General features: G+C 44.7%; 16 protein-coding genes. 3 read left to right on the forward strand and 13 right to left on the reverse strand.

Going from position 1 to position 7765, the window contains the following annotated elements; all coding sequences use genetic code 11:
- Window positions 1–5: 5 nt before the first annotated feature.
- The 13 genes from L1N85_RS10865 to L1N85_RS10925 form a co-directional block, all read right to left on the reverse strand.
- Window positions 6–332: a hypothetical protein gene (locus tag L1N85_RS10865; RefSeq protein ID WP_235237649.1), complete on the reverse strand. Its 327-nt coding sequence runs from the start codon at window positions 330–332 to the stop codon at window positions 6–8.
- A 15-nt stretch (window positions 333–347) separates the two neighbouring features.
- Entirely contained in the window at window positions 348–749 is a 402-nt protein-coding gene (locus L1N85_RS10870; RefSeq protein WP_235237653.1) for a single-stranded DNA-binding protein, read from the reverse strand.
- A gap of 1 nt (window position 750) precedes the next feature.
- A complete protein-coding gene (locus L1N85_RS10875) occupies window positions 751–1401 on the reverse strand; it encodes an ERF family protein (RefSeq protein ID WP_235237656.1) in 651 nt (216 codons plus the stop codon).
- Complete coding sequence (locus tag L1N85_RS10880; RefSeq protein WP_235237657.1) at window positions 1398–1613, reverse strand: hypothetical protein; 216 nt, start codon at window positions 1611–1613, stop codon at window positions 1398–1400. The genes L1N85_RS10875 and L1N85_RS10880 overlap by 4 nt, the downstream gene beginning before the upstream one ends.
- Window positions 1614–1930: 317 nt before the next feature.
- On the reverse strand, window positions 1931–2095 hold the full coding sequence (locus L1N85_RS10885; RefSeq protein WP_235237658.1) for a hypothetical protein: 165 nt from the start codon (window positions 2093–2095) through the stop codon (window positions 1931–1933).
- Window positions 2096–2175: 80 nt separating this feature from the next.
- On the reverse strand, window positions 2176–2532 hold the full coding sequence (locus L1N85_RS10890; protein ID WP_235237659.1) for a hypothetical protein: 357 nt from the start codon (window positions 2530–2532) through the stop codon (window positions 2176–2178).
- 4 nt (window positions 2533–2536) lie between these two features.
- A complete protein-coding gene (locus L1N85_RS10895) occupies window positions 2537–2800 on the reverse strand; it encodes a DUF1642 domain-containing protein (RefSeq protein WP_235237660.1) in 264 nt (87 codons plus the stop codon).
- 88 nt (window positions 2801–2888) lie between these two features.
- Window positions 2889–3068 (reverse strand): hypothetical protein, encoded by a 180-nt coding sequence (locus L1N85_RS10900; RefSeq protein ID WP_235237661.1) that lies wholly within the window; start codon window positions 3066–3068, stop codon window positions 2889–2891.
- Window positions 3069–3082: 14 nt separating this feature from the next.
- Window positions 3083–3262 (reverse strand): DUF2188 domain-containing protein, encoded by a 180-nt coding sequence (locus L1N85_RS10905; RefSeq protein WP_235237662.1) that lies wholly within the window; start codon window positions 3260–3262, stop codon window positions 3083–3085.
- Complete coding sequence (locus tag L1N85_RS10910) at window positions 3262–3414, reverse strand: hypothetical protein (protein WP_235237663.1); 153 nt, start codon at window positions 3412–3414, stop codon at window positions 3262–3264. Before L1N85_RS10910 ends, L1N85_RS10905 begins: the two co-directional genes overlap by 1 nt.
- A 129-nt stretch (window positions 3415–3543) precedes the next feature.
- Window positions 3544–3750 (reverse strand): hypothetical protein, encoded by a 207-nt coding sequence (locus L1N85_RS10915; RefSeq protein WP_235237664.1) that lies wholly within the window; start codon window positions 3748–3750, stop codon window positions 3544–3546.
- 12 nt (window positions 3751–3762) lie between these two features.
- Entirely contained in the window at window positions 3763–4434 is a 672-nt protein-coding gene (locus L1N85_RS27575; protein ID WP_235237667.1) for a Rha family transcriptional regulator, read from the reverse strand.
- A 14-nt stretch (window positions 4435–4448) separates the two neighbouring features.
- The gene (locus L1N85_RS10925) at window positions 4449–4679 is read right to left on the reverse strand and encodes a helix-turn-helix transcriptional regulator (protein ID WP_235237670.1); all 231 of its coding nucleotides are present in this window, start codon (window positions 4677–4679) and stop codon (window positions 4449–4451) included.
- Window positions 4680–4873: 194 nt separating this feature from the next.
- Here L1N85_RS10925 and L1N85_RS10930 point away from each other — a divergent pair, with 194 nt between their 5' ends.
- Genes L1N85_RS10930 through L1N85_RS10940 form a run of 3 tightly spaced genes read left to right on the forward strand, consistent with a single transcriptional unit; the run spans window position 4874 to window position 7645 of the window.
- The gene (locus L1N85_RS10930; RefSeq protein ID WP_235237674.1) at window positions 4874–5494 is read left to right on the forward strand and encodes a LexA family protein; all 621 of its coding nucleotides are present in this window, start codon (window positions 4874–4876) and stop codon (window positions 5492–5494) included.
- A 47-nt stretch (window positions 5495–5541) separates the two neighbouring features.
- Complete coding sequence (locus L1N85_RS10935) at window positions 5542–6114, forward strand: hypothetical protein (RefSeq protein WP_235237678.1); 573 nt, start codon at window positions 5542–5544, stop codon at window positions 6112–6114.
- A gap of 25 nt (window positions 6115–6139) precedes the next feature.
- A complete protein-coding gene (locus L1N85_RS10940) occupies window positions 6140–7645 on the forward strand; it encodes a recombinase family protein (RefSeq protein ID WP_235237680.1) in 1506 nt (501 codons plus the stop codon).
- Window positions 7646–7765: the final 120 nt, after the last annotated feature.

Here is a 7765-nt window from a genome sequence, read left to right on the forward strand (position 1 = left end):
CTTTCTTAAAAATCTGACTGGTACCGCAAGATACTCTGCAGCGCCGATAGCTGACTCTTAATGGCATCAACTGATTCGAGAGCTGCTTTGAATCGAACCTCGTCATAATCACGCTTGAAAAGGTAGTCACCGACATTCCCTTTGGATACGTCCGAGATCATGCCGACTGCCATTCCTTCTGTCTTTAGCTTCAGCATCTCCTGAGCAAGCTTTACGCGGTATACTTGCTCGGAGGAAGCCTTAGCTTCCCCCAGCTTGTAGAGTTCGTTAGCGGCCTTCTCTAGGCGTTTAGATGCGGTGTATACTTCTTGGGTTACTTGTGCGATTTCCATTAGGCTCACTCCTTGTTAAAATGGCAAATCATCAATAGGAGGTTCGTCGCTACGACTATCTGAATTCTGATTGCTAGTCTGATTGCTAGATTGTTGATCTCCGTTTTTCTTTGGTTCCAAGAACCGAACGCCATTTGCTAAAATTTCCGTTACATAAACGCGCTGTCCGTCTTTGTTTTCGTAATTGCGAGTCTTTATTCTGCCTTCAATGGAGCATAATGAACCTTTGCGGAGATAATTAGCGCAAGCTTCGGCTTGCTGCTTCCAGGTGACAATCGGCAGGAAATCCGCTTTCGGGTCTGTCTTGGCGAATGGATCCTCAACCGCGATGGAGAAAGTACAGGTCGCTACACCCGTACTCGTATACCGTAAATCAGGATCTCGTGTTAACCGCCCCACTAATGCTGCAACGTTCATATCACACAGCCTCCTTTTTCTTATCCATCATCTTTTTAGTTAACATTTGGTTCATTATTTGGTTTGTGATACCGGCTTTATGCTGTTTTCCGTGCCAATCATCGAATCCATCAAGGTTCCCGGCTAACGTTTGCCACTTCGCCTTTAACTCAGGCAGCAGCTTCGCATCTTCCTCAGCCGCTTTCCGTTTGCTGGCTTCATGCTGCTCATCGAGCGCGGCGCTAGAAACTTTGTCAGGATCGTCACCTGTCGGAATGGCGAATGTGCGGAGCAACAGGTACTTGTAACTGTAGGTCATCGCCTTGCCCACGCCTTTATCCTGCGTGTCAGCTCCCGTGCCGCTGGATGCCAGTAGCTCAAATTGACCTGTGTCGATATCGACTATCTTGTATTGCGTATCAACGGTACTAAGATAGCCTTTTAACACGCCGTCCCGGTCAATCAACTCGCTACGGCTATGTGCTTGTGCAACGGGCAAAATGATTAATCCATGCTCGATAAGTGATTCTCTTACCGTCTGCGTAACTTTTTCCTCTGACATGGCTTTGTAGGACCCGCTTTTCCCGGTCGAAACGTTATCATCTTTCTGTAAGTACTGAATGTCCTTCATAACCGCGCTAATCTTTTGATACAGATTCTTTGTTACGCTCATTTCATTACCTCCTGTATGCTCATTTCAACTACAACCGGCTCATATTCATCGGGATCATCCGGGCGGTAGATGGATGCCTCCGACCATACCGCCAGCTGTTCCTCGTTCATAAAACGCCGCGCCTGCCACAATTCTTTACCATGACCGTTCATTTTGTCGTAATAGAGCCCCGTTTTCTTGTGGCGCAACACTAAGGCTGTGCGCTTCTCCATGGCTCAAACGTTCCTTTCGTATATACTTGCAACAGCATCAAACAACCGATGAGGAACGGTCCGCGACTTGCACTGCACCGTGCCATCCTCTTCAAAAGTCAGCACCTTTAACCGATCGTTACCGTACGGCCTAACAGCTGAGTGTGCCATGACTTGTAGGTATTTTTCGCCTTCATGCTCAATAATTGGCATTTGAAATCCCTCATTCCTTGGGGTATGATGGACGTACCATATTTCGTTATTTCCCGACTGGCGTAGTTCGAGCTACGCCTTTTTTCTGTGCTGTCATTCGAAAATGTTGGCTCAATACCAGTATTTCAACCAACCTCCGGCTGTTCGGTCTGCTTAACATCTTCCGAGCCAACCACTGATACTGTTCCGGCGTCGCATTCACACCTAACTTCTCCGCACTCTTCGCAAGCATGGACATATTCCTCAACCTCATTTCCGCATCCGGCGCAAGCATCGTATTTGTAGCTCATGCCCCAGGTACGACCTCCTAATGGGAATTCAACGTGCGTCCTGACGATGATTTCTTTGTGACAACAAGGCGAAATGTGATTCATGCTACCTCTCCTTTATCAATCGATTGTTTCAAGCTCCACACAAGTTCGCGCTGCATCTCAGCTGCAACAACTTCCTGCTCATAGCCCACATTCAGAAGTGAGTTGATATGCCCTCTCAACTCGTCTACAAACGATTGATCTGAACCGGTGAGCATATCGACAATGTTGCAAAGCTGATGAAGGGTGAAGCGAGCTGATTCGTAGTTGAAGACTTCGCCGCGGAATGGTGCTTCTGTTACCCAGTACAGCCGGTTGGAGAGCGATTGCTCGATTTCTTCATTTTTCCAACCTCGACCGTTTAAATCCTGTATAAATTCAGCAATTTGTGATTCCAAGTGATCCCAAGCTTTCATACATTTACCTCCTCATTAACTTATACGGAATATGGCATATTTCGACTACGTGCGTTTCTTCTACTTCATAGCCGTTGACAAGAGCGGCAGCAATTAAAATCCGATCGTCATCTGACTGTACGAATTCGTTGAGTGGCTGCATCTCTGCGGATTCCCAATCACCTCTGATTGTTCGAACAAGAATATTCCCATCCGTCCATCCTAGGCGGTTACGTGCGTAGTTGAGCGCTCTCGCCACTTCACGTGGCAGCTTCACTTTTTCACTCATACTCTAACCTCTCCTTTTCTCTCAAATGGTTGGCCTTGCTGGGGATTGCGAACGATTGGTTTAGGACCGCATACTGGCTGGACTTTGTTCATATAAGTTCCACCTCCAATATTCCTTCCAGACAGGTTATGCAAAGTTTCTGCTTGCCTTTGTAGACTGCTACCGCTTCTCCTACGCCGCATTCGCAGGGATTCATCACAATGCGAGGATAACGAATCGGTATGCGGTTGTTCTGTCGCTCTCCTGCGGCGATGATTGGGTTTTCCATGGTTATGCCTCCTCTTAATAAATTGGTCTTACATACCACCCTAGGAAATTCGGGAAGAAACGAGAGATTGTCTTTTCTCCTCCTACGCGATAACCACCGTCAACCACAATAACAAGCTGATCAGAACCAAGTCGTTGAGCTCTCTCGCGAGCATACGCAAATGCTTCTTCTTTCGTTTTTTTAAAAAATCCCATTACTGTTCACCCTCCAATTTGCGTTTCATTTCCTCCACCACAACCGGCAGCTCATTCTCGAAATACTCCGTCATGATGTTCAGACGTTGGTGCCAGCTGGCGTCCGCATAGTCCTTTAAAGCTTGCTGGGTTACGTATAGAGCGTGTTTCATGCGCCTTGATTAGCTTTGGCTGCTCGTTTGAGGATTTCTTTTGCAACGAGTAACGCCATATTCTTGCGGCAGCGGTCGCTGGGTTGGTTTTTTACTACAGATGGATCGTATTGCATGGGTTATGCCTCCTTATTTGATTACTGTTAATTCGGGCTTTTTATTGCTGCAGCAGCTAAGTGACGTTGAGGATAAATCACCATCCTTCATGACTTCTCGCAGCGTTTCATCATCAACTTGTATTTCTTTACCGCAATTGAAACAAATGGTGTATATCTCGTCACCGAAGATTTCAACCTTTATTTGCTTCCCGCCGTGTTCTGTCTTGATATAGAACATCTCGCGTTCCTCCTAGGTGGCTATCGGGCGCCATGCTTCAATATAGTTCATAAGTCCATCCAGTTCGTGCTTGCGGATGTCTTTATAACTCGGTACGGCCCAGCGGTCTTTTATTTCACGGTGGAGCTGACGGAATAACTGACTGCGTTGCTTGTTGTCGACTTCAATGCTGTAAATCTTACGAGCAACAACCTTCTGGACTTTGCGTTGATCACCGCTATCCAACGTGATTTGTTCGTCAACTTTTGCTTCTAGTTCGAATATCCTTTGACTGTTGGCTTGCGTAAGGTCTTTGATTTCCTCGACTTCATCAGCAAGTTCGGCGGTTAGTTTGAGCGATTGGATCAATGCTTTGCGTTCGCTCATCACCTCAACTTTGTTACTTAGTTGAATTCGGAGGTTATCGAATTCGAGGATGTATTGTTCTTTGAAGCTCATTGCTTTCTTTCCGGTGTATCCCATGGCCAGTAGTGCAAATCCTTGTTCGGTCATCAGGAACTTTGGTGTTTCTCTTCCTTGCTGATTTAGATAAACCGACTCGGCGAAATTGCCTACCCGAAACACTTCGCTGCATCCGAGCTCGCGAATGTCTCTCATTACCCGGGAATGATCTTTACCGAATGTTTCAGCTACCGTAAGGCTGTCCGTTACTGGACGGTTGTTTTCGACGAATACTAATTTCACTTTATCCTCATCTCCTACGCCGTTTTATTTTGTGGCTTTATGCCACGTTTATGGTTAAAAAAAATGGTCCAGTCAAACTTCAAGGCGTTTGCGATCTTTTGCGCGGTTTCTACACTTGGGTTTCGATCCCCATTTTCAATTTGAGTGTAGAAGGAACGGTCGATTTTCGCTAAGTCCGCAACGTCTTGATGGGTTAGTTTTTGATGGTTCCTTAGACCAGACAACCAATCGCGCTTTTGTTTCACGTTATCACCCCCCTTATGTTTTGTGGCTTGAAGCAACTGCCCTATGACCACAGTATAGTTGCATGTTGCCACAAAGTCAATAGTATTTTTGGAGGATGTTAATAATCGCCCCATTTGTTTATTGTCGCTTGATGCAACGATATAATTGTTGATGATGTTGCGCTATTTATAGGTCATTGGAAGGAGGAAATTAGATGCTTGGGGAAACACTCGTACTATTAAGAAAGAAGAAAAAACTTACACAACAAGACATTGCGGATAGGTTACATTTAACTAGGAGTACCTACGCACAATATGAGATAAATAGAAGAGTACCAGAGTATGCAACCTTAGAAAAATTAGCTGACTTCTTTGAGGTATCAATAGATCATTTAGTTGGTCGCAACGAAGTTCAACAGTTACCACATAATGCCATCCCCTACGATCCCTCTAACATGATACGATTACCCGTGCTAGGGACAATAAAGGCTGGTGAACCAATCCTCATGAGTGAACATACAGAAGGATACGAATTAGTTGAACCTGAGGTGTTGCGCGGTAGGCGTGGTTTCGTGCTTGTCGTTAATGGTGACAGCATGGCAGGCGATTACATATTTAATGGCGATAAGGTAATTGTAGCTATGGATGAAGACGTCACAGCTTCGGATATAGCAGTTGTGGCGATCGATTGTGAAGCAGCTACCTTGAAAAGGGTAAAATGCCAGGACGGTATGTGTGTGCTGATCCCGTCGAATACAACTTACGAAACTCAGATTTATCCAGCTAAACAAATACATATTATAGGTAAAGTGATTCAAATACGTAGGGATTTATAGCCAATCCCCCAACCGATGGGGAATATTGTCGGGAGAGTGTTTGTAATATGAATCCGGGTACGCAAACTGGATATTACACTGGTTTATTTTTTAGATTTTTATGGTTATTTACAATTGCGTTTATATTCCAATCCATTATTTTTTATATGTTTGATTACAATTGGTTTACATTCTACGTACTTTCTATTATATTTTCTTTTTTTATAAATACTTCTTTGCCAATGAAAGAAAACTATCCATTTTTCAGACACCTTCTTATCTTTATTTGTCTTTATGTAGCAAACTCTGAGTGTTCCTCTGTAATCATAAATATTGCAGGGAATTTCTTTATGCCGACAATTATGTGGAATACCTTTATTATAATTAGTGTTTTATTCGGAATAGCCAATGGAATAGGCAGATATGGTTTTGGTGTTTATAGTAAAACCATAGAAGTATTTTCCAACCTGGCGTTATTGGTTTTAATGATCATTGTTTTTGCAACAAATTGGTGGGAAGGTGGAGTCGTTTACTTTGTCCTCCGTATTCCAATAATGATGTTTGAAATATCGATAGCTAAATCTGTGCTTTATTACGCATATGAACGTTCCAATGGAATTGATAACAACGCCCCTCTCTAGGGGCTTCTTTATTAGGAGGAACAACATGAAAGCAGCTATATACGTCCGTGTAAGTACTTCAGCTCAAGTGGAGGAAGGTTATTCTCTTGACGCTCAAATCGACCGATGTAAAGCCTACGCTGTCTCTCAGGATTGGGAAATAGTCGAAACCTATATTGAGGAAGGCGAATCTGCAAAGGACTTGAATCGTGCCGAAGTGAAACGGATGCTCTCAGACGCTGGGGAGGGCTTGTTCGACGTTCTACTCGTCTACAGATTGGATAGACTTACGCGCTCGGTACGTGACTTACACGCCCTGCTGGACTTGTTTGACAAACAGAATATTAAGTTCCGATCAGCTACCGAGGTTTATGATACGACCACTGCGATGGGCCGGCTGTTCATTAATATCGTTGCGTCCCTGGCTGAATGGGAACGGGCTAATCTTGGGGAGCGCGTCCGTTTCGGTAAAGAGCAGCTAGTCAGAGAGGGTAATTGGCCCGGGGGAGTTGTTCCCTACGGATACGCCTGGGATGGAGAAACCATGCACATCGTACCGGAGGAATACACTACATTGCGTGAACTCAGGCGATTATATATGGCTGGTAACGGTTTGCGGAATACGGCGATGTATCTAAACTCCCGGGGCATGAAAAGGCGTGACGATGCGATATGGTCCCCTACCATGATTGGGTACACGCTTGAAAATCCTATCTACGCCGGGAAGATAAGGTTCGGCTCTAAGGATAAGCAAGGGAAATATGGCTTCCGCAAGAAAGGGGATCGTGCCGATGTGATGATTTCGGAATCGAGCTTCCCCACTATTTATTCATGGGAAGAGTTTGAGGAGCACATGGAGCGAATGAATAAACGCGTAAAGTACGGAAACTCGCGTAAAGCTGATTATTGGTTTGTGGGCATACTCCGGTGCGCGCGCTGCGGCAGCAAACTAAAAGGAAGCACATACACGAACCGGAGAGCGGACGGGACCAAATATGAACCTATTCGCGTATACAAATGTTACAACCGAGAAAAAGGACAAGGCTGTAACATGCCTATGCTCCGTCAGGTGGTAGCGGAGGAAATGATTATGTCCCATGTCACAAGTGTATTACTGTCTCAACAAGAAGTAGCTGCTGGAATTGATGAAATCCAAGCGTCTAATCGAAATCAAGCTGCCGACCAGGAACAACTGCTTAAAGAATTGCGTATCATTACGGAACGTCGCAAAAAGTGGCAGTATATGTTTGCTGAAGATATGATTAGCGAGACGGATTTCCGCGCGCGCAAACGTGAAGATGATGAGCAAGAAATGATTATCAAGAAAGCATTAGAAGATGCGCGATCCTATGATCTTGGGGTTAATCCTACAACGATAGACAACCTTGTCGAATTAAATAAATATTGGCCAAACCTTGATAATTTGTCACGTAAAGAATGGATGCAGACGCTTTTTGACAGTGTAGTTATTGAATGTGACCAGGAGACTGGTGAAGGAGCTCACCGATTCAAGACGCTTCCGTTTCGAATTACAGAGGTCATTTTTAATTAATCATACCTACCTAATGTATAATATGTGACCACATATTGCAAAAACGTATTAATGATATAAATGACGAGCAAAATCGCGCAGGCCGTTAGGATCAGTCCCCAATTCCCGTCAGGCAGCAAA

It is taken from the genome of Paenibacillus alkaliterrae (assembly GCF_021532375.1).
GTDB classification, from domain to species: Bacteria; Bacillota; Bacilli; order Paenibacillales; family Paenibacillaceae; genus Pristimantibacillus; species Pristimantibacillus alkaliterrae.

What these genes read in the sequence shown, in the direction of transcription:
- L1N85_RS10895 (WP_235237660.1), bottom strand. Translation starts at nt 2,800, where the DNA reads ATGAGTGAAAAAGTGAAGCTGCCACGTGAAGTGGCGAGAGCGCTCAAC.
- L1N85_RS10910 (WP_235237663.1), bottom strand. Translation starts at nt 3,414, where the DNA reads ATGAAACACGCTCTATACGTAACCCAGCAAGCTTTAAAGGACTATGCG.
- L1N85_RS10935 (WP_235237678.1), top strand. Translation starts at nt 5,542, where the DNA reads ATGAATCCGGGTACGCAAACTGGATATTACACTGGTTTATTTTTTAGA.
- L1N85_RS10865 (WP_235237649.1), bottom strand. Translation starts at nt 332, where the DNA reads ATGGAAATCGCACAAGTAACCCAAGAAGTATACACCGCATCTAAACGC.
- L1N85_RS10940 (WP_235237680.1), top strand. Translation starts at nt 6,140, where the DNA reads ATGAAAGCAGCTATATACGTCCGTGTAAGTACTTCAGCTCAAGTGGAG.
- L1N85_RS10885 (WP_235237658.1), bottom strand. Translation starts at nt 2,095, where the DNA reads ATGAGCTACAAATACGATGCTTGCGCCGGATGCGGAAATGAGGTTGAG.
- L1N85_RS10890 (WP_235237659.1), bottom strand. Translation starts at nt 2,532, where the DNA reads ATGAAAGCTTGGGATCACTTGGAATCACAAATTGCTGAATTTATACAG.
- L1N85_RS10880 (WP_235237657.1), bottom strand. Translation starts at nt 1,613, where the DNA reads ATGGAGAAGCGCACAGCCTTAGTGTTGCGCCACAAGAAAACGGGGCTC.
- L1N85_RS10905 (WP_235237662.1), bottom strand. Translation starts at nt 3,262, where the DNA reads ATGGGATTTTTTAAAAAAACGAAAGAAGAAGCATTTGCGTATGCTCGC.
- L1N85_RS10875 (WP_235237656.1), bottom strand. Translation starts at nt 1,401, where the DNA reads ATGAGCGTAACAAAGAATCTGTATCAAAAGATTAGCGCGGTTATGAAG.
- L1N85_RS10900 (WP_235237661.1), bottom strand. Translation starts at nt 3,068, where the DNA reads ATGGAAAACCCAATCATCGCCGCAGGAGAGCGACAGAACAACCGCATA.
- L1N85_RS10915 (WP_235237664.1), bottom strand. Translation starts at nt 3,750, where the DNA reads ATGTTCTATATCAAGACAGAACACGGCGGGAAGCAAATAAAGGTTGAA.
- L1N85_RS10870 (WP_235237653.1), bottom strand. Translation starts at nt 749, where the DNA reads ATGAACGTTGCAGCATTAGTGGGGCGGTTAACACGAGATCCTGATTTA.
- L1N85_RS10930 (WP_235237674.1), top strand. Translation starts at nt 4,874, where the DNA reads ATGCTTGGGGAAACACTCGTACTATTAAGAAAGAAGAAAAAACTTACA.